The sequence below is a fragment of the Faecalibacterium sp. 9 genome (assembly GCF_048320955.1).
Classification (GTDB): domain Bacteria; phylum Bacillota; class Clostridia; order Oscillospirales; family Ruminococcaceae; genus Faecalibacterium; species Faecalibacterium wellingii.
On record NZ_JBLWGB010000003.1, the window covers coordinates 56205 to 76384 of the forward strand.

A 20180-nucleotide genomic window follows, 5' to 3' on the forward strand; every position below is an offset into this window, starting at 1 on the left:
CAAACGGGTTCGCCCTCTCAGCTTCACTTCGTTCAGCAGCTCCCCCAAAGGGTGAGCTTTATGCATCTGCCGGTTTGGGCCCCTCTCCATAAAAAGGTACTCCAGAAAAGCCCGCAGGCTTTTCTGGAGTACAAAGTACAAAAATAAATTCCGCTGAAGATAGCCAGAGCGTCAGCGGAGGCTATTCTAAATCGTTAGGAGTACGACACTATGCCGCTGATCATTCCCAAGACTCTGCCTGCTTACGATGCCCTATACAAGGAGAACGTCTTTGTCATGCACCGCGAGCGCGCCCTCGCCCAGCATATTCGGCCGCTGGAGATCCTGATCCTGAACCTGATGCCCACCAAGATCACCACCGAGACCCAGATCGCCCGTCTGATGGCAAATACCCCGCTGCAGGTGCACATGACCCTGCTGCAGACGGCCAGCCATGCGGCGACCCACGTTTCGGCGGCACACCTCGAATCGTTCTATAAGAACTTTGACGAGGTAAAAAACAACCGCTACGATGGCATGATCATCACCGGTGCACCGGTGGAGACCATGGACTTTGAGCAGGTGGATTACTGGCAGGAACTGTGCGAGATCATGGACTTCAGCGAGACGAATGTCTACTCCACCCTGCATGTGTGCTGGGGCGCGCAGGCGGGCCTGTACTACCACTACGGCGTGCACAAGCAGCTGCTGCCGGAAAAGATGTTCGGCGTGTTCGAGCACCGGGTCGTCCGCCCGTCAAACCCGCTGGTGCGCGGCTTTGACGAGGTGTTCTATGCGCCCCACAGCCGCCACACCGGCATCAGCCGCGAGGATGTGGACAACTGCAAGGCTCTGCGCATCCTTGCCGAGAGCGATGTGGCCGGGCCCTTCCTCATGAGCACCGAGAACGGACGGCAGATCTTTGTCACCGGCCACCCGGAGTACGACAAGTACACGCTGGATTCAGAGTACCGCCGCGATGTGGACAAGGGCCTGCCCATCCATGTGCCGGTGAATTACTACCCGGACGATGACCCGTCCAAACCGCCGCTGTTCCGCTGGCGTGCCCACGCCCACCTGCTGTATGAGAACTGGCTGAACTACTATGTCTACCAGAACACCCCCTATGATCTGGGCGAGATCCAGCGCGTAAAGCACGAATAAATGCAAAAGAAAACCGGTATTGCGTCAAAATTGCGCGATACCGGTTTTTGTGCTATACTGTTCCTGCGGCCCTTCTCCATTCCCTTAACCGCGGAAAGGAGGTGGTAACCAATGGAAGCCTTCATCTCATTTATACAGACTGTCGGAGCAGAGGTAGTTGCCTACTATCTGTGCAAGTGGCTTGACAGCCTGTTCTTCAAGGGCAGTAAGCACTAACCCAAGAAGCCCCCCGGTAGTATCAGTACCGGGGGGCTTTTGGTTTTTTCGTGGTAACCACGGAACAGGCCTTCATCTCATTGCCTATCTTTAGTATATGCAGTTTTGGGCAAAAGTCAAGCGATGAAATGCAAATTATTTTTTACGCCTTACCGGCTTTTTCTTGCGCACGCTGTAGCCAAAGGTGCCCAGCTTCCGGCCCAGAGCCAGATAGTCACCGTGGCTGTAGACGATGAGTTTTGCCTTTTCGAGACACAGCTTGCCGCTTTCGTCCAGCAGGCTTTCATCCACATCACAGGCCACCACTTCGGCAAGGAACAGATCGTGGCTGCCCAGCGGGATCACCTGGGTCACTCTGCACTCAAGGTTCACCGGGCTTTCTTCCAGAATGGGGCAGTCGGTCAGTACAGTGCCGGGGGCGGCGTGCAGGCCGCAGGCGGCAAACTTGTCCACGTCACGGCCGCTTTTCACGCCGCACCAGTCCACCGAACGCACCAGCGCTTCGGTGGGCAGATTGATGGCAAACTGTCTGCTTTCCTGAATGAGGTGGTGGCTGTAGCGTTCCGGCCGAACGCTGATGGATACCATGCTGGGCTGGGTGCAGATGGTGCCCGTCCAGCCGATGGTGATGAGATTGGGCTTTTCCAGCCCGCCGCAGGACACCAGTACCGGCGGTTCCGGGTTCAGCAGGGTGCTGCCGCGCCAGCTCTGTTTGCTCATCCGTGATACTTCCTTTCGTAGGGGGCCCAGGTGCGCTCGCTGATGATGTAGCGCGGACGGGCCTTGGTCTCCATATAGATCTTACCGATATATTCGCCGATGACGCCCAGACACACCAGCTGCACGCCGCTCATGAAGCAGACGATGCACACGATGGAGGCCCAGCCGGCCACGCTGCTGCCCATGGCGGCGCACACGATGGCCCAGATGACCCCGATAAAGCCAATCAGGCTCACGGCAATGCCTGCCCCGGTGATGATGCGGATAGGCTTGTTGGAAAGGCTGGTGATGCCGTCAAAGGCCAGTGCCAGCATCTTGCTCAGGGGGTAGTGGCTCTCACCGGCAAGGCGCTCATGGCGCTCGTAGGTGACAACATCGCTCCGGAAGCCCACCAGAGGCACCATGCCGCGCAGGAAAATGTTCACTTCCCTGTAGTCGGCAAAGCTTTCCAGCACACGGGTGCTGATGAGGCGGTAGTCTGCATGGTTGAACACGATGTCCGCGCCCAGAGCGTTCATCACATGGTAAAAGCCTTCGGCGGTGAACCGCTTGAAGAAGGTGTCCGTATCGCGGCGGCTGCGCACACCGTAGACCACCTCGGCACCATCCAGATACTTTTTTACCATCTCGTCCATGGCGTTGATGTCATCCTGACCATCGCAGTCGATGGAAATGGTAATATCGCAGGTGCCGCTGTGCAGCGCCTCCATCAGACCGGCCAGCACGGCGTTCTGGTGGCCGCGGTTGCGGCTCTGGGCGATGCCGATATAGTGCTCATCCTGCGCAGCAAAATTCTGGATCAGCTCCCATGTCTTGTCTTTGGAGCCGTCGTTCACGAACAGCACCCGGCTCTTTTCACTCACAAGGCCCTGTGCGGCCAGAGAATGGATCTTTTCCAGAAACATGGGTGCTGTGATGGGCAGCACCTGCTCTTCGTTGTAGCAGGGGATCACGATCCATAAAATCGGTTTTGACATATTTAAAAATACTCCTTAAAAATAACAAGATAATGCCGCTGACGGTTACGGCCTTCCAGTGAAAAAGAGTTTTAGAAAAAACCGCAGATTTTTCTAAAACTCAAATATAAAATTTCCGCTGAAGACAGCCAAAGCGCACGCTGCGGCTATTCAAATGGTCACTGCACCATCTGCTTCAACACCTCGGGTTTCAGCAGTTTGAAGCTGCTCTTGTAGGTATCCAGCAGGCCGTCCCGCTGCATCTGGCTCAGCTCACGGCTGAGGGCGCTGCGGTCACAGTTCAGGTAATCTGCCAGCTGGATGCGGGAGAACGGGATGCTGAAGGTCAGGCTTCCGGCCCGTTCGCTCTCGCTCAGCAGATAGGCGCACACCTTGGCCCGCAGACTTTTGAGCACCAGCAGGTCTACCCGGCGGGAGAGGGAAAAATATTTATCGCTGATGGTGCGCACCAGATTGCGCAGCGCCAGCTGATGCGCCGGGCTGCCGTCCGACAGCAGAAGCTGCTCGTAGGGGATGAGCAGCACCTCGCAGGGCACCGATGCCACCACTGTGACCGGGCTGGTCCGGCTGGAACCGCCCAGCACATCGCCGAACACCCCGCCCGGCTCCATGTGTGTGATGGGGATGCGGGTGCCCTGCGGCCCGGGACGGTAGGCTTCCAGCTCGCCGTTCAGCACAATGCCTACCCGACGGCTGGGTTCGCCCGCCAGCACAAGGGCCTCGCCCTTGCCGTAGCTGCGCACCACGGCACCCAGCTGGCTCAGCAGGGTCTGCAGCTCTTCGGCGGTCAGACCATTGAATAATGAGGTGGAGCATAACAGCGAAAGATAGTTTTTCATCGCAAATTTGTGGGAAAGACCTGGGGTCTCCACAGCCCTCCTGCAATTCCGTTGCACACGCAACGGTATTTTTGATTCTATTATAGTAAACTTAGACCCGCAAAGCAAATGATTTTGTAAATTTGCTTTGTAAAAAATATAAAAAGACAGTCCGATGATTCTGTGCAAAGTTTTTGCGGCACAGGAATCGTGCCGTCTGATGAGGAAAAGAGGGAACCCCGCATGAAAAAACTGACATCTATGCTGCTGGCTCTGGCCCTTGCCCTGAGCCTTGCCGCCTGCGGCGGCGCAGCATCCGGCACTACTGCTTCCAGCGCTGCCTCCGGCGAAGCCGTCTCCGAAGCTGCTTCCAGCGAGGAAGCCAAGGAGCTGTCCACCACCGATGCGCTGCGCATCGCCGGCCTGAAGGGCCCCACCACCATGGGTCTGGTGAACCTGCTGAGCATGGAAGAGGACGGTACCGCTTCCATGGACTACGATCTGCAGCTCTACGGTGCTGCCGATGAGATCGTGCCCCTGCTGATGAAGGGCGAGCTGGACATGGCTGCCATCCCGGCAAATCTGGCTGCGACTCTGTATCAGAAGACGGAGGGCGGCATTCAGGCTGTTGCCGTCAACACGCTTGGCGTGCTGTACGTAGTGGAAAAGGGCGGCGATACGGTCCAGTCCATGGCAGATCTGAAGGGCCGTACCATCCTGTCCACCGGCAAGGGCACCACGCCCGAGTACGTGCTGCGCTACCTGCTGACCCAGAACGGCATTGACCCGGACAAGGACGTGACCATTGAATACTACAGCGAGGCCACCGAGGTCACGGCTCAGATGGCCAATACCGAGGATGCCATTGCCGTCCTGCCCCAGCCCTACGTGACCGCTGCAGGCCTGCAGGACGACACCCTGCGTGTGGCTCTGGACCTGACCGAGGAGTGGAACAAGGTGGCCGATACCCAGCTCATCACGGGCGTGACCGTGGTGCGCAAGGAGTATGCCGAGGAACACCCGGACGTGGTGGCTGCATTCCTGACCGACTACGCCAAGAGCGTGGAAGCTGCCAATACCGATCTGGACGGCACCGCTGCTTTGTGCGAGGAGCAGGGCGTTGTGGCCAAGGCTGCGATCGCCAAGAAGGCTCTGCCCGAGTGCAACATCGTATGCCTGACCGGCGACGAGCTCAAGACCAACGCATCCGCTTATCTGCAGGTGCTGTTTGACGCCGACCCCAAGGCGGTGGGCGGCGCAATGCCCGGCGACGATTTCTACTGGGCTGCCGAGTAAGCCTTTTCTGAACCAGACCTTCTCTCCGGCCGCTGTGCGATTGGTACGCACGGCGGCTTTTTTGTTTGCACAGAATGCTTGTATCCCAGCTTTTGTGCTCCCTGCACAAATTTCAAGACAATTTTTTGTGAACGAAAATGAACGAAAGCGACTGAAAGTGATTGATTTTGGCACTATATTTGCTATAATAAAGATGCGATCAACCAAAATAACGCACAAACGGTCACAAACTGTCAAACAAAAATAAAGCCAAAGGAGAGGATGCAGATGCTGGCAGAAGAACGCTTCAGCCTGATCATGGAACAGCTGGACCGCAAACGCACCGTCACGGTGCAGGAGCTGTGTGAGGCGCTGAACACCAGCGAATCCACCATCCGCCGCGACCTGACCGAGCTGGATCGGCAGGGCAAGCTGAACAAGGTGCATGGCGGTGCCACGCTGCCGGACAGCCGCTTTCTGGCAGACGAACCCACCATGGAAGCAAAGGAAACGCTGGCGGTGGAGCAGAAGCGCAGCATCGCACAGGCTGCGGCGCAGCTCATCAATGCGAACGATTTTGTGTTCATCGATGCCGGTTCCACCACGCTGGAGCTGGTGCGGGCCCTGACCGGAGATGCCCTCAAGGCCAGCTATCTGACCAACGGCGTGGCCCACGCCCGGGCGCTGGCCCAGAAGGGCTGCCGGGTGTATCTGCCCGGAGGACTGCTGCGGCCCCAGACCGAGGCTATCGTGGGTGCGCCTACCGTGAGCATTATCCAGCAATACAATTTCACCAAGGCCTTCATGGGTGCCAACGGTGTGGCGCTGGAAGCAGGCTTTACCACCCCGGACCCGGAAGAAGCCGCCGTCAAGGCGGCAGCGGTGCACCGGGCACGGGAAACATGGTTCCTTGTGGATGACGCCAAGTTTGCCCGCATCTACCCGGCAGTCATCGCCGACCTGCAGGGCGGTGCCATCCTCACCAACCGCTGCCCCAATCCGAAATACAAACAGTTCACACTGGTAAAGGAGACGGAAGTATGATCTACACAGTTACATTCAATCCGGCCATCGATTATGTGGTGCGCTTGGAAGCACCGCTGGAAGTAGGCGAGGTGAACCGCGCAGCCGGTGAGGACTGCGTGCTGGGCGGCAAGGGCATTAACGTGTCCGGCGTGCTGGCACAGCTGGGCTGCAGGAGCGTGGCGCTGGGCTTTGTGGCGGGCGAGACCGGCGCATGGCTGGAACGCGGTCTTGCTGCACAGGGCTTAAAGACCGATTTTGTGCATCTGGAACAGGGCATGACCCGCATCAATGTAAAGATCAAAGCCGGGCAGGAGACCGAGCTGAACGGGGCAGGCCCCGACATTCCGGAGAGCGCCATGCAGGAGCTGGAAAAGAAGCTGGACAGCCTGAACGAGGATGATATCCTCATTCTGGCGGGCAGCATTCCCAAGAGCCTGCCGCAGGATACCTACGAGCGGCTGCTGGCCCGGCTGCAGGGCAGGGGCGTGCGTGCTGTGGTGGATGCCACCCGCGATCTGCTGGTGAATGTTCTGCAGTACCACCCCTTCCTCATCAAGCCCAATAACCACGAGCTGGGCGAGATCGTGGGCAGGGTGCTGACTACGGACGAAGAGATCATTGCTGCGGCCCGCACCCTACAGCAAAAGGGCGCCCGCAACGTGCTGGTGAGCATGGCGGGGGACGGTGCCCTGCTGGTGGACGAGCAGGGACAGGTACACCGCATCGGCTGCCCCAAGGGAAAGGTTGTAAACAGCGTGGGCGCAGGCGACAGCATGGTGGCCGGCTTTGTGGCTGGCTGGATGCAGACCCGGAGCTATTCCTTTGCACTGCGTCTGGGCACCGCCTGCGGCAGCGCCACCGCGTTCAGTCTGGGTCTTGCTACCAAAGAAAAAATCGACGAACTGATGAAGGAAATCTGACCCTCTGTGACGGAGAGGGTTGCAGTTATACAGGAAGGGAGAAAAATCATGCGTATTACGGAATTATTCACCGCGCAGTCCATCGCACTGGATGAGGCTCTGACCGATCAGGAGCAGATCATCAGCCGTCTGGTGGAGCTGCAGGCCACCCATGGCAACATCACGGACAAGGAAGCCTACAAAAAGGCCCTTTATGCCCGTGAGGCGGAGGGCTCCACCTATGTGGACAACGGCATCACGGTGCCCCACGCCAAGACCAATGTAGTCACCCGGCCCAGTCTGGCGGCGCTGCGGTTGAGCAGCCCGGTGCAGTACAACGCCGAGGACGACGGCACCACCGACCTGCTGTTTGCCATTGCAGCTCCGGAAAACGGCAGCCTGCATGTGGACATGCTGGCCCGTATGATGCAGATGCTGATGAACGAGGACTTTGTAGAAAAACTGAAGGCCGCAAAGACCCCGGCAGAGTTCCTTGACTGCATCGATGCACAGGAGGAGGCTCAGTTCGGCGCGGAGAGCTTCACCCAGCAGGAGATCCCCCAGAACGGCTACCGTATTCTGGCCGTGACCGCCTGCGTCAACGGCATTGCCCACACCTATATGGCAGCGGAAGCCCTGACCAAGGCCGGTGACAAGCTGGGCCTGCCCACCAAGGTGGAGACCAATGGCTCGGACGGTGCCAAGAACATCCTCACCAGAGAAGAGATCGCAAACTGCAATGGCATCATCGTGGCGGCAGAAAAGAAGGTGGAGACCGCCCGCTTCGACGGCAAGCCGGTGCTGTTCACCCGGGTGGACGATGGCATCCACAAGCCGGAGGAGCTCATCAAGAAGATCGTGCACGGCGAGGTGCCTGTTTACCACGCCGAGGGCGGCGCACAGGCCGCCGAGGATGCTTCCGGCAAGGACAGCTTTGGACGCACCCTGTACAAGAACCTGATGAACGGTGTCTCCCACATGCTGCCCTTCGTGGTGGGCGGCGGCATCATGATCGCACTGGCGTTCCTGCTGGACGATTACACCATCGATCCCTCCAACTTTGGCATGAACACCCCGGTCGCTGCCTTCTTTAAGACGGTGGGCAACGCAGCCTTCGGTTACATGCTGCCCATTCTGTCGGCCTTCATCGCCATGTCCATTGCAGACCGTCCGGGTCTGGCAGTCGGCTTTGCGGGCGGTGTGCTGGCCATGAACGGCACCAACTTTGCAGGCATTGCAGCGGGTGAGACCACCGGTGTTTCCGGCGGCTTCCTTGCGGCGCTGCTGGCCGGTTTTGCTGCAGGCTACATCGTTGAGCTGCTGAAAAAGATCACCGAAAAGCTGCCTGCCAGCCTGAATGGCATCCGTCCCATGCTCATCTACCCGCTGGGCGGTATGCTCATCCTCGGCGCGGTGATGTGCGGCATCAACCCGGTCATGGGCATGATCAACACGGCCATGACCGATTGCCTGAACGCCATGGGCGGCACCTCCAAGGTGCTGCTGGGTGCCATCGTAGCCGGTATGATGAGCGTTGATATGGGCGGCCCCTTCAACAAGGCAGCTTACGTCTTTGGCACGGCAGCCCTTGCCTCCGGCAACTATGAGGTGATGGCCGCTGTCATGGTGGGCGGCATGGTCCCTCCCATCGCCATTGCCCTGTCCACCACCTTCTGCCCCAAGAAGTGGACGGCCGACGAGCGCCGCAACGGCATCGTGAACTACGTCATGGGCCTGTGCTTCGTTACCGAGGGTGCGATCCCTTATGCAGCAGCAGATCCCCTGCGCGTCCTGCCCAGCTGCGTGGCCGGTGCAGCAGTGGCTGGTGCGCTCTCCATGACCTTCGGCTGCGCTCTGCGTGCACCGCACGGCGGCATCTTCGTGTTCCCTGTGGTTGACCACGCAGTGCTGTACTGTGTGGCACTGGCCGTGGGCAGTGTGCTGGGTGCCGTGATTCTGAGCTTGCTCAAGAAAAACCGTACCGACGCAGAATAAACGCTATTCCCTCCATATTCGAGATACTTCATAAAGCCGCAGCAAGCCCCCGGGGAGACCCGGGGGCTTGCTGTATCCAGTTGCCCGGCAGGACGGCAGGAAGCTTTCTCCGCGAACAGCCCGGAACCCACGGTTCCGCCCCACCACCTGCGGTGGCAGGGCCCCACTTCCCGGTCATTCGCTGGAGAAACTTCCTGCTGTCCTGCAAAACTACAGGTAATTTTAGAATCAGATATAATCCGAAATGTACGGGATCTTATGGAACAGTACATCGTCCAGCCGTTCCACGGCTTCCTCCCGGCCCTCGATGCGTTCCAGCTCAAACAGGCGTTCTGCGGTCTTGTAGCCCAGCAGCAGGGTGGAAAGGGTGCCGATGCCCATTTTCAGGTGGTATTCGGCGGGGGCATTGGTCAGCTTGCAGCCGCCGTCTGCAAATCGGATGCGGAAGGTGCGGTCGTTCCAGGGCAGAAGAGTGTCCTCGATCTCCAGCTCGATGCACAGCTCGCCGCCGTCCGGGTCGCAGGGGTAATCCTCCAGAAAGCCGGCCACATCCACGATACGGCCCATGGCATAGGGGCGGATGGCCTCCTTGATGTCGCCGTCGTCCATTTCAAAGGCGATGGGCTCGCTGAAATAGGTATTGCCGTGCACCTCGTCGATCATGGAATCGTGGGCGTGGATATACTCCCACAGACCCTTCTGGGCCTCGCGGTTCAGGTAGATCATTTCTTTGATGTGCATGATGTCGTTCTTGATGAGGTACACCATGTAGCCGCAGGGCTTGTCTTTTACATTATAATAGACGGCAACGTTGGTGTCATCCTCATCCCAGCGCCAGTATTCTTCCCATGCCAGCGCGTTGCGGAACAGACACCCGTGCGTGATGGAAGCAAAGTGCGAGTGCAGCTCGTGGAATTCGGTGTTGTCCCATGCGACGCGCCGCACATAGCCGGGCGCGGAGACCTTTGTGGGGATCTGCCGGTCCTTGATGTTGAAGGAGATCTTGTTGGAGATGATCTCCCACCCAAGGTGATGGTACAGCGGGATGGAGTAGGGGTAGAGCAGGGCAAAGCTCTTGCCCTCCTTGTGCATCTGGGTCAGTCCCTGGATCATCAGCCGCTTCATGATGCCGTTGCCGGTGTACTCCGGGTAGGTACACACGCTGGTCACAAAGCCTACGTGATATACCGTGTCGTAGATGTTCATTTTCAGCGGGTAGACCGCGAACTGTGAGACGAGGTTTTTGCCGTCAAAGCAGCCCAGCACATCGGCGCGTTCCAGCACAGGAAACTTGGACTGCTTGATCTCGTCGTCCTTCCAGCCGGTGGCGGTAAGCTCTTCCTCGGTCACCTGAAAGGTATAGCGCAGCAGGGCGTTATACTGATCGAGATCGTCGGTCTCAAGATAACGGTATGTATAATCCTCGGCAGAGTTCATGATAGACTTCCTCTCTGTTTTCAAAGGCGTTTGCCGAACAGCTCCATTATACACCCGTTGTCAAAAAGGCGGCAAGAACCATTTTCACAAAAAACAGGGCAAAGAATAAGGCGAAACGCCGCATTTGCTGGAAAAAGCCTCACGGGCCTCCTTTTGGATTGCACCCGGTTTTTGAGTGTGGTATACTGTTTCTGTTATGGAAAAGTTCCGGTGCGGTGTACCGGGCACAGCAAAGAGGAAAAGGAAACGAACGATGAAAATTGGATTTGACAACGATAAATATCTTTCGATGCAGTCGGAGCACATCCGTGAGCGCATCAAGAAGTTCGACAACAAGCTCTATCTGGAATTCGGCGGCAAGCTGTTCGATGATTACCATGCATCCCGCGTGCTGCCGGGTTTTCAGCCCGATTCCAAACTGCAGATGCTGCTTCAGCTGAAGGATCAGGCCGAGGTGGTCATCGTTATCAGCGCCGAGGACATCATCAGCAACAAGATCCGCGGCGACTACGGCATCACCTACGATCTGGACGTGCTGCGCCTGATCGACGCCTTTCAGGAGGTGGGCCTGTATGTGGGCAGCGTGTGCGTGACCAAGTACGCCGCCGCACCGGAGGTGGAGGCCTTTGAAAAGCGGCTGAACGGTCTGGGCATCCGCACCTTCCGCCACTACAAAATTCCCGGCTACCCCAACGATGTGGCCCGCATCGTCAGCGACGAGGGCTACGGCAAGAACGATTACATCGAGACTCAGCGCCCGCTGGTGGTCATCACGGCCCCCGGCCCCGGCAGCGGAAAAATGGCGACCTGCCTTTCCCAGCTGTACCACGAGTACAAGCGCGGCGTCAAGGCCGGCTACGCCAAGTTCGAGACCTTCCCCATCTGGAACATTCCCCTCAAGCACCCGGTGAATCTGGCCTACGAGGCCGCCACGGCCGACCTGAACGATGTGAACATGATCGACCCGTTCCATCTGGAAGCCTACGGCGTGACCACCGTCAACTACAACCGCGACATCGAGATCTTCCCGGTGGTGAACGCCATGTTCGAGCTCATCGCGGGCAAGAGCCCCTACAAGAGCCCCACGGATATGGGCGTCAACATGGCGGGCAACTGCATCGTGGACGATGCGGTCTGCCGCGAAGCATCCCGCAAGGAAATCCTGCGCCGTTACTTCAAGTGCCTGTGTGAGCAGAAGATCACTGGCACGGTCAAGGAGACCGAGCGCTACAAGCTGGAACTGCTGATGAATCAGGCCGACCTGACCGTGGGCCAGCGCGAAGTGGAAAAGCAGGCTCATGTCCGCAGCGAGAGTACCGGCGGGGCCCCCGCTGCCGCCATTGAGCTGCCGGACGGTACCGTTGTCACCGGCAAGACCGGCCCCCTGCTGGGTGCGGCTGCATCTGCCCTGATGAACGCCCTCAAGGTGCTGGCCGGCATCCCGCAGGAGACCGACCTTGTGAGTGCGGCTTCCATTGAGCCCATCCAGACCCTCAAGACCAACTATCTGGGCGGTAAGAATCCCCGCCTGCACACCGATGAGATCCTCATTGCCCTGTCCAGCTCTGCAGCCGACAACGAGCAGGCCGCAGCGGCCATGCACCAGCTGCCGAACCTCAAGGGCTGCGATGTGCACTCCACTGTGCTGCTCTCGAGTGTGGATACCAGCACCCTGAACCGGCTGGGAATGTACCTGACCTGTGACCCCGTTTACGAGGAAGAGGACCGCAAGTACCACAAGCAGTAAATCATACAAAAAACGAAACGGGCGCATCCAAAGGCCGAAAGGCTGGCGGATGCGCCTGTTTTTTATTGGTTCAGATACCGGTAAAATACGATTTGTATTTCTCCGCATACAGCTGGGTGCCCATGCGGCGCAGGCCGCCGTACAGGTGATGCCGAATCAGCGGTTCAATGGCGTCCACATCCTTTTCCCGGATCACGCGCAGGATCTCCCGGTGCTCGCTGAGCACATCCGGCACATTGTTTGCCCGCACCACATCCAGACGGGTGAAGCGGGAGTAGTCCGGCTGCGGCTTGGTCAGGCTCTGCCAGATGTACCACTTGTTCATGCTGCAAAACCAGATGGCGTGCATTTCCAGATCCAGCATGAGGAAGGCGTTGATATCCACATTCTCCGGGTCGGTCATGGTCTGGGCCATTTCCTCCAGCAGGTCATATTTGTGCTTGATCTCGATGTACTCTTTGGGCGAACAGACCTGAATGAAATCGCGCAGCACCATGCTTTCAACGGCTGTGCGCTGGTATGCGATCTGATCCACGATATCCAGATTGATGGGGGTGACGATGGTGCCCTTGCAGGGAATGATCTGCACAAAGCCGTTCTGTTCCAGCCGCTGCAGGGCAGCGCGCACCGGCGTGCGCGAAATGCCGAACCGTTTGCACAGCTGATTTTCGCTGATGGTCTCTCCGGGCTTGATCTTCAGCGTAACGATATCATGTTCCAACGTCTGGTAGATGTCCTCCGGATGCAGCTGTTCAGCCATGTGTTCACACTCCATTTACACAGTTGATGATAAGATATTTCTATTTTAGCCTGCCCAAAAGAGATTGTCAACGTATGAGGATGAAGTATACAATAGCCTGTATACAAGTATAGGAAAAGCTCCGAAATTTATCATTTTTGACGAAAATTGATATATCAGATGAAAATGAACGGAATTGTGTCATCGAATTGTAACAGTTTCCACGAGAAACGGATAAGATTGTTAGTTATGCACAAAGAAACTTTACGAAGTTGGTGAAGTTTGGCTCTTGTGCGGATGTGAATTTTCTGTTACGATTAGCGTGCAATGAAAATGCTGTATACAGGGGCATACCAAAAAACTTTGCTGGCGTATGAGGCAAAACGGCACCCCTGAAACAAGGAGGAAGATTATGAAAAAGATCTCTCGTCGCAATTTCCTGAAGGTATCTGGTGCAATGGCAGCTGCAGGTGCTCTGGCAGCCTGCGGCGGTTCCGGTGCATCCACTCCGGCTGCTTCCGGTGCAGCATCCACCAGCACTGCAGCAAGTGCCGCAGCAGCCGGTGAGGACAAGTTTGCATCTCTGGGCGATTTCACCATGACCGTGGGTCATGCACAGCCCGAGGGCAACCCCCGCTTTGTTTCCATGGAGCAGTTTGCCGCCGATGTGGCAGAGGCCACCAACGGCCATGTGAAGATCGAAGTTTACGGCAACGGCCAGCTGGGCACCGAGAAGGAGATGCTGGAGCAGGTCGTGGCCGGCACCGTGCAGGGCATGCGCGGCGGTCAGTTCGACTTCAGCCCCCGTCTGCTGATGTTCACCCTGCCTTTCCTGACCAATACCCGTGCACAGGTCACGGCTCTGCTGCAGAGCGATCTGGCACAGAAGGTGTGCGCTGAGGCCGAGGGCGAGACCGGCACCGTCATCATCAACCTGTGCGATGCAGGCGGCTACCGCCAGTTCTCCAACTCCAAGCATGCCATCAAGGCTCCTGCAGACCTGAAGGGCCTGAAGATGCGCACCAACGGCATGAAGACCATTGACATGACCTTCCAGGCAATGGGTGCTACCACCACCACCATCCCGTACTCCGACCTGTACATGGGTCTGAAGACCGGCGTTGCAGACGGTCAGGAGAACCCCTGGGTCAACGTGGAAGGCATGAAGTTCTATGAAGTGCAGAAGTACTTCACCGAGGTCAACTACCAGTTCCATCCGGACCCCTTCTATGTGAACGCAGCATGGTGGAACGGCCTGCCCGAGGAGTACCGCGATATCATTACCGAGTGCGCCACCAAGATGGGCGAATACAACGACGAGCTGATCGACAAGAACTCCAGCGCCGCAAAGCAGACCATCGTGGACTACGGCTGCGAGGTCTACGAGCCCTCTGCCGATGAGCTGAAGGCCTTCCAGGCCGCTGTGCAGTCCGTGTACGACCAGTGTGTCACCGAGGGCATCTGCACTGCCGACGAGATCAAGGAGATGCAGGATATCGTCGCAAAGGCATAAGCAGAAACGACCAAAGGCGAGAACGGCCATGTTACGGTAAAGGCGAGAGGGCAGCCTGCGGGCTGCCCTCTGCTGTAACAGGCCAATGGAAAAAGTTGTAAAATAACCGAAAGGGGCTGAGCACCATCGAAAAGCTGAAAAAAATCGGCAAGAAGCTGTTTGACATATACTTTACCATCGGCGTGATCGCCATGGCACTGCTGGCAGCTCTTGTGATCTTTACCGTTATTGCGCGCTACTGCTTCTCTCTGAGCTGGAAGCAGCTGGCAGAGTTCAACACCACCCTGTTTGCTTTTACCACCTTCTGGGGCATGGGCATCAACGTGATCAAGGACGAGCACGTCATGATCGACATCCTTTACGACGGCGTAAAGCCTGCCCGCAAGCGCTGGCTTGCCATCATCAACTACCTCATTGTGCTGGCCGTGGTGCTGGTGTTCACCTATCAGGGCTTCAAGTATGTGGGCGTTGCCGGTAAGCAGATCAGTCAGGGCATGGAGATCCCCATGATGTATATGTACGGCATCATGCCGGTGTGCGGCATCATCTGTGCCATCTGCGTCGTGATCAAGATCATCACCCTGTACAAGGCCGACATTTCCTACTTTGCGCCCAAGAATCAGGCGCTGAGCCGTGACGACGCATAAGCGGAAAGGGGAGAATACACAACTATGGCAATGCTCATCCTTCTGGTGCTGCTGATCTTCTTTGCCGCGCTGGGCATCCCGCTGGCCTTCGCCATCGGCGCTTCCTGCGTGACCTACATCCTGATCTATGCACCTACCTTTATTACTATGCTGCCGCAGCGCGTGTGGAACGGTGCCTACAGTGAGCTGATGATCGCCATGCCGCTGTTCATGCTGGCTGGTGAGCTGATGAACACCGGCGGCATCACCCAGCGCATCATCAACTTCTGTATGGAGCTGCTGCGCCCCGTCCGCGGCGGTCTGGGCGAAGTGAACATCGTGGCTTCCATGATCTTCGGCGGCATTTCCGGTTCCTCGGTGGCCGACACGTCGGCTCTGGGTTCCATCCTGATCCCCGCCATGGAGAAGGAAGGCTACCCGCCGGAAGCTTCTGCGGGCATCACGGTGGCATCCTCCACTATGGGCATGATCATCCCGCCCTCTACGCCCATGATCGTTTACTCCATGATCTCCGGCGCATCGGTGGGTGCGCTGTTCGTGGCAGGTGCCGTGCCCGGCATCCTGATCGGACTGACCCAGCTGGTGCTGGTGTACATCATCAGCGCCAAGAAGGGCTGGCATCCGGAAAAGGTCAAGTTTGACGGCAAGCGCGCCGCAAAGAGCCTGCTTTCCGGCATTCCCGCCCTCATCATGCCACTGTTCATCATCATCTGCGTTTCCTTCGGCGTGTGCACTGCATCTGAAAGTGCCGGTGTGGCCGTGCTGTATTCCATGCTGGTGGGCTTCTTCGTCTACAGGGAGCTGACATGGAAGGGCGTCTGGGAGGCTTTGAAAAAGACCCTGATCTCTTCCTCCTCCATCATGCTCATCATCGGTTTTACTACCATCTTCACATGGGTGCTGACCATGCAGAAAGTGCCGCAGACGGTAGGTGCCTTCTTCATGTCCCTGAACATGCCCGCGTGGGCCATTGCGCTGATCTTTGATGTGCTGATCCTGATGATCGGCACCTTCATCGACGTCAGCCCGGCCATCCTGCTGCTCACTCCCATCCTGCTGCCGGTCATGGTGCAGTACGGCTTCTCGCCGCTGCAGTTCGGTGCCATGATGATCACCGGTCTGGCCATTGGTCTGGTCACCCCGCCGGTCGGCATGTGCCTGAACGCCTGCAATAAGATCAACCGTATGCCCATCATCGAGATCTTCAAGGGCGCAGCGCCCTACGTGATCTGCAATGTGATCGTTCTGATCTCCATCAGCCTGTGGGGCCCGCTTACCACCGCCTTGCCGCAGCTGCTGGGCTACAGCATCTTCTGAGCTCAACGCGTATACCTCTTATAAAGACAGGCAGCGCTCCCTTGCGGGGCGCTGTTTGTTTTTTGTACGCAAACAGGCGGGACTGTTGTATTTGGCCGACAGATATGGTACACTAAGACCACTTGTGTATAGGAATATAGGAAAAGAGGATCTGCAACATGGATACACAAAAACAAAAGCGCAGCGCTTTTTCCGGCAAGATCGGCTTTGTGCTGTCGGCCGCAGGCGCTTCGGTGGGCCTTGGCAACATCTGGCGGTTTCCGTATCTCGCCGCGAAATACGGCGGCGGCATTTTTCTGCTGGTGTACATCGTGCTGGCCGTCACCTTTGGCTACACGATGATCGTGGCCGAAACGGCACTGGGCCGCATGACCCACAAAAGCCCGGTGGGTGCCTTTGGTGCCTTTGGCAAAAAGGGCGGCCTGCGGTTCGGCGGCTGGATCAATGCGGTCATCCCCATTCTGATCGTGCCGTACTATTCGGTCATCGGCGGCTGGGTCATCCGCTATCTGTCGGAGTATATCAGCGGCCACGGCAGTGAGCTTTCGCAGGACGGCTATTTTTCCAATTTCATTTCCAGCGGACTGTCGGCAGAGGTGTGCTTTCTGATCTTCACGGCCTTTACGCTGGCCATCATCTTTGCCGGTGTGCGCAACGGCGTGGAGCGTGTTTCCAAGGTGATGATGCCGGTGCTGGTGGTGCTTTCGGTGGTCATTGCAGGCTATTCGGTCACGCGCCCGGGTGCACTGGCCGGCGTCAGATATTTTCTGGTGCCGAACGTGGCAAACTTCTCCTGGATGACGGTGGTCACAGCCATGGGCCAGATGTTCTATTCGCTGTCCATCGCCATGGGCATTCTGGTCACTTTTGGCTCCTATATGAAAAAGGATGTCTCCATTGAGGAATCCACCGAGAACGTGGAACTGTTCGACACGGCCATTGCCATCATGGCGGGCCTGATGATCATTCCGGCGGTGTTCTCCTTCTCCGGCGGCGACCCGGATACCCTGCAGGCCGGTCCGGCGCTGATGTTCATTACCATCCCCAAGGTGTTCGAGAGCATGGGCTTTGGCCACGTGGTGGGCATCCTGTTCTTTTTGCTGGTGCTGTTTGCAGCCGTCACCAGCTCCATTGCCCTGACCGAGAGCGCTGTCTCCACCTTTGAGGACGAGCTGGGCTGGAGCCGCGAGCGCGCAACGGCACTGATCGGCCTGATCATGGTGGCGCTGGGCAGCCTGTCCGCGCTGGGCTACGGCCCGCTGGCGGGTGTGACGGTGTTCGGGATGCAGTTTCTGGATTTCTTCGATTTCCTCACCAACTCTGTCATGATGCCCATTGCAGCCATTGCCACCTGCCTGCTGGTGTCCCGCGTCATCGGCGTGCAGAAGATCGAAGAAGAGGTGACGCTGGACGGCAAGCCCTTCCGCCGCAAAAAGATCTTCAACTTTATGATCCGCTATCTGTGCCCCATCTTTGCGGCCATCATTCTGGTCAGCTCGGTGGCAAATGCCCTTGGCTGGATCGCCATGTAAGCAGCCGTTACCATCGGGTAGAATGCTGAAAACGCAGCGGTAAATAACAGAAGAGTCGTGCAAAGCTGAGCATCTGTGCAAGAACAGGTGCTCAGCTTTTTTGCGCTTTTTTGCCGCACCGGAAGGAAAATAACGATAAAAAGCCCGGATTTTACCCTTTTAAGTGCGAAAAATTTCCAAGCGGCTTGAAACGCTTTTGTTGCAGTGTTAAAATAATAACACTGCTTTTATGGGGTAATCGACGCAAAACTCAGTGCGGTCTGCTCGCAAGCGTCGGAGTTCCTGTGGGATGTGTAAGAATCGCTAAAGCAGCACTGCGCTACTGCACTTGCGTGGTACTGCCTCCGAAAATGTGAGGAAAATATTTGTATGATGAAAAAGATCTCCCGCCGCTCGTTTTTGCGGGTTTGCGGCATTACGGCGGCAACGGCAGCGCTGACCGCCTGCGGCGGCGGTAAGACCGAAACGGCGAAAAAAGACGATGCGCACGAAGCCATCACCTTTATGGCACCTTATAAGGAGATAGAAGCCTTTATTGAGCAGGTGCACAGCGTTTACCCGGAAGTGAACATTGAGGTCGTGCCCTACAGCGGCGATAACACCACCACCTGTTTGCAGAATATGTTTGCGGCGGGCGACCTGCCGGACGTCTGCACCTTGACCTACTACGACCCCCGGATCAATCTGGTCTCCGACAAACTGCTGGACCTTTCCGGCTACGATTTTACGGATAACTATGTGGAGTCCCGTCTGCAGGACGTGTTCGACAACGGTGCCATCTACCTGCTGCCCTCGACCTACAACTGCTACGGCATCACCTACAACAAGACCCTGCTGAAGAAATACGGCTGGGAGCTGCCCAATTCTTTCGCTGAGCTGGAAGAACTGGCGGCAAAGGCCAAGGAAGCAGGGGTCGATCTCTGTCTGCCGCAGATCCAGTATCCGGGCTACGGTTTCCAGTACCTGTGCAACATTGCGGACGCCGATTTCCTCGGCACACTGGACGGCAGGCTGTGGCAGCGGGATTATCTGTCCGGTAAGGCGAATGTCAGCAATACCCCCGGCATGATGCAGGCCATGGCCTATGTCCAGAAGTGGAAGGACATCGGGATGCTGAACGACACCGGCGACGCTCTTGACGACAATGTGACCCGGCAGAGGATGGCCGAGGGCAACACCCTGTTTCTGATGGGCGGCACCAACGGCATCGTGGAGGCAGAGGGCAACACCGATAAATACGGGCTGATGCCGTTTCTCTCGGAGGACGGCACCCAGAACGTTTTTGTGCTGAATGTGAACCGCTTCTACGGTCTGAATAAAAAGCTGGAGCAGGACCCCCAGAAGCTGGAAGATGCGCTCAAGGTGATGCGTGTGCTTTCCACCGTTGCAGGCACCAGCGCTCTGCAGCCCGCAACGGCGCTGAAAAGCAGCCTGCTGCCCTTCAAGGACGCAAAAGCGGACGGCACCTACTATGCCGACATCGCCGATGCCCTGAACGCAGGCAACACCGCGCCCTTTATCTATTCCGGCTGGGAAAACACCATCGTGACCACCGGCCTTAAAATGCTGGACTTCATGAAGGGCAATGCCACCATGGAGGATGTGATCCGTCAGCTGGACGAGGATCAGGATAGTGTGGTGAACAACACCCCGGATACCATCACTACCGTCACCGAGGAGCTTTCGCAGGAGGACTGCGCCATGCTGGTGGGCCGCTGCTTTGCACAGGCTACCGGCAGCGACCTTGCGCTGGTGTCGCTGAGCACATGGATCCCTGGCAACCCGTCCGAACAGAACCATCACGGCGTAGCGGCCAAGCTGTACGCCAAGGGCATTACGGATTACGACCTTTCGGTCATCCTGCCCACCGGCTGGAACCGCACCATCCAGACCGTTGCCCTGACCGGGCAGCAGATCAACGACCTGCTTGCTTCTGGTTATGATGCCTACGGCAACGGCAAGGGCTACCCCTATGTGCTGGTAAGCCCGGTGCAGCCGGATGCGGGCAAGACCTATCAGGTTGCCATCTGCGGTGTGAGCGACCAGTTGGCTGCGGAGACCACGGTCACAGACAGCGGCGTGGTGGGCATGGATGCTGCAAAAGCCTTCTTTGGTGCATACACCACCATCAGCCGGGCAGATACCGCATGGAGCTAGGGTGCATCTGAAACAGAACAGA

At 57.4% G+C, this 20180-nt stretch carries 16 protein-coding genes; 11 read left to right on the forward strand and 5 right to left on the reverse strand.

Going from position 1 to position 20180, the window contains the following annotated elements; translation table 11 throughout:
- Nucleotides 1–210 precede the first annotated feature (210 nt).
- Nucleotides 211–1143: a homoserine O-acetyltransferase MetA gene (gene metA, locus ACKXF9_RS12495; RefSeq protein WP_418266425.1), complete on the forward strand. Its 933-nt coding sequence runs from the start codon at nt 211–213 to the stop codon at nt 1141–1143.
- A gap of 351 nt (nt 1144–1494) precedes the next feature.
- Here the strand turns inward: metA and ACKXF9_RS12500 are convergent, their stop codons facing one another.
- From ACKXF9_RS12500 to ACKXF9_RS12510, 3 genes are all read right to left on the reverse strand, one after another.
- Nucleotides 1495–2079 (reverse strand): flavin reductase family protein, encoded by a 585-nt coding sequence (locus tag ACKXF9_RS12500; RefSeq protein ID WP_418266426.1) that lies wholly within the window; start codon nt 2077–2079, stop codon nt 1495–1497.
- Entirely contained in the window at nt 2076–3056 is a 981-nt protein-coding gene (locus ACKXF9_RS12505) for a glycosyltransferase family 2 protein (protein WP_418266427.1), read from the reverse strand. The genes ACKXF9_RS12500 and ACKXF9_RS12505 overlap by 4 nt, the downstream gene beginning before the upstream one ends.
- Before the next feature lie 158 nt (nt 3057–3214).
- Complete coding sequence (locus ACKXF9_RS12510; protein WP_418266428.1) at nt 3215–3895, reverse strand: Crp/Fnr family transcriptional regulator; 681 nt, start codon at nt 3893–3895, stop codon at nt 3215–3217.
- 222 nt (nt 3896–4117) lie between these two features.
- Here ACKXF9_RS12510 and ACKXF9_RS12515 point away from each other — a divergent pair, with 222 nt between their 5' ends.
- The 4 genes from ACKXF9_RS12515 (at nt 4118) to ACKXF9_RS12530 (ending at nt 9069) form a co-directional block, all read left to right on the forward strand.
- Nucleotides 4118–5170, forward strand: coding sequence for an ABC transporter substrate-binding protein (locus ACKXF9_RS12515; RefSeq protein WP_418266429.1), 1053 nt, complete (start codon nt 4118–4120; stop codon nt 5168–5170).
- Between the two features lie 267 nt (nt 5171–5437).
- A complete protein-coding gene (locus tag ACKXF9_RS12520; RefSeq protein WP_418266430.1) occupies nt 5438–6193 on the forward strand; it encodes a DeoR/GlpR family DNA-binding transcription regulator in 756 nt (251 codons plus the stop codon).
- Nucleotides 6190–7095 carry a 1-phosphofructokinase gene (gene pfkB / locus ACKXF9_RS12525; RefSeq protein ID WP_418266431.1) on the forward strand — a complete coding sequence of 302 codons (906 nt, stop codon included), beginning with the start codon at nt 6190–6192 and terminating at the stop codon, nt 7093–7095. The genes ACKXF9_RS12520 and pfkB overlap by 4 nt, the downstream gene beginning before the upstream one ends.
- A gap of 48 nt (nt 7096–7143) precedes the next feature.
- Nucleotides 7144–9069 carry a PTS fructose transporter subunit IIABC gene (locus ACKXF9_RS12530; protein WP_418266432.1) on the forward strand — a complete coding sequence of 642 codons (1926 nt, stop codon included), beginning with the start codon at nt 7144–7146 and terminating at the stop codon, nt 9067–9069.
- A gap of 228 nt (nt 9070–9297) precedes the next feature.
- Here the strand turns inward: ACKXF9_RS12530 and ACKXF9_RS12535 are convergent, their stop codons facing one another.
- The gene (locus tag ACKXF9_RS12535; protein ID WP_418266433.1) at nt 9298–10506 is read right to left on the reverse strand and encodes a GNAT family N-acetyltransferase; all 1209 of its coding nucleotides are present in this window, start codon (nt 10504–10506) and stop codon (nt 9298–9300) included.
- Between the two features lie 253 nt (nt 10507–10759).
- Here ACKXF9_RS12535 and ACKXF9_RS12540 point away from each other — a divergent pair, with 253 nt between their 5' ends.
- Nucleotides 10760–12253, forward strand: coding sequence for a DUF1846 domain-containing protein (locus tag ACKXF9_RS12540; protein WP_418266434.1), 1494 nt, complete (start codon nt 10760–10762; stop codon nt 12251–12253).
- Between the two features lie 70 nt (nt 12254–12323).
- Here ACKXF9_RS12540 and ACKXF9_RS12545 read toward each other — a convergent pair whose 3' ends face one another.
- Entirely contained in the window at nt 12324–13013 is a 690-nt protein-coding gene (locus tag ACKXF9_RS12545; RefSeq protein ID WP_249237224.1) for a GntR family transcriptional regulator, read from the reverse strand.
- Nucleotides 13014–13404: 391 nt separating this feature from the next.
- On the opposite strand from ACKXF9_RS12545, the gene ACKXF9_RS12550 reads away from it, so the two are divergent.
- From ACKXF9_RS12550 to ACKXF9_RS12570, 5 genes are all read left to right on the forward strand, one after another.
- Nucleotides 13405–14505: a TRAP transporter substrate-binding protein gene (locus ACKXF9_RS12550; protein WP_249237223.1), complete on the forward strand. Its 1101-nt coding sequence runs from the start codon at nt 13405–13407 to the stop codon at nt 14503–14505.
- A 191-nt stretch (nt 14506–14696) separates the two neighbouring features.
- Nucleotides 14697–15152, forward strand: a complete 456-nt coding sequence (locus ACKXF9_RS12555; protein ID WP_097780928.1) for a TRAP transporter small permease — start codon at nt 14697–14699, stop codon at nt 15150–15152.
- A gap of 24 nt (nt 15153–15176) precedes the next feature.
- Nucleotides 15177–16469 carry a TRAP transporter large permease gene (locus tag ACKXF9_RS12560; RefSeq protein ID WP_348585033.1) on the forward strand — a complete coding sequence of 431 codons (1293 nt, stop codon included), beginning with the start codon at nt 15177–15179 and terminating at the stop codon, nt 16467–16469.
- Nucleotides 16470–16627: 158 nt separating this feature from the next.
- Nucleotides 16628–18001 (forward strand): sodium-dependent transporter, encoded by a 1374-nt coding sequence (locus tag ACKXF9_RS12565; protein ID WP_418266435.1) that lies wholly within the window; start codon nt 16628–16630, stop codon nt 17999–18001.
- A 369-nt stretch (nt 18002–18370) separates the two neighbouring features.
- Nucleotides 18371–20158 carry an extracellular solute-binding protein gene (locus ACKXF9_RS12570; RefSeq protein WP_418266436.1) on the forward strand — a complete coding sequence of 596 codons (1788 nt, stop codon included), beginning with the start codon at nt 18371–18373 and terminating at the stop codon, nt 20156–20158.
- Nucleotides 20159–20180 lie beyond the last annotated feature (22 nt).